The sequence below is a fragment of the Bacillus sp. G1(2015b) genome, assembly GCF_001482475.1.
Lineage (GTDB): Bacteria > Bacillota > Bacilli > Bacillales > Bacillaceae > Bacillus > Bacillus safensis.
Genome location: NZ_LKIC01000018.1, coordinates 1 through 645, shown reverse-complemented (window position 1 = coordinate 645; position 645 = coordinate 1). Strand labels below are relative to the sequence as shown.

Genomic DNA, 645 nt, shown 5'->3' with positions numbered 1-645 from the left:
CAGCTGAGCTAATCCTCCACTATGTAAGAATCTCTCGATCCGACAAAGATTATTATATACAGGTTTTAATCATTTGTAAAGGCTATATTAAAAAAATTTTATTTCAATTTTCATTGCGTTATTCTTTTAACAAATAATCGTCATATCACCTATTCATACAGCTGCTGTTCAACGTTTAGCAGGTGAGCTTCTCTTCTCTATATTCTCTTTCAAAACGTTCAATTCCTTTAGAAATATTAGCAGTCTTTTATTTTTATACTTTAATGATATAGGTATCTCTTAAGACGTAAAGCATTTATAGAAATCGAATAGGCTTACACATCTTCAATTTAATTAAAGATGTATGAACGCCTCTAAATAAATTAACACTCTTTCTCTCTATTGTTTTTTATAGATAAGGTTTTATGCGATAGGCGCTTTTTCTCTTTATGTCCAAGTATTTCACACGCTGCTTTTGGACATAAGATGAAGCGACGATCTTTCATCAAACAAGTAGATAGATGTACCCTCAACTTACACAAAAAAGACCAGTTCCAAATGGAACTGATCCTGATAGAAGCTTGGCGGCGTCCTACTCTCACAGGGGGAAACCCCCAACTACCATCGGCGCTGAAGAGCTTAACTTCCGTGTTCGGTATGGGAACG

1 rRNA gene is annotated in these 645 nt (G+C 35.2%); it reads right to left on the bottom strand.

The features are described 5' to 3' along the window. Window positions 1–558: 558 nt before the first annotated feature. A 5S ribosomal RNA gene (gene rrf, locus AMR95_RS10205) occupies window positions 559–645 on the bottom strand; the annotation flags it as partial.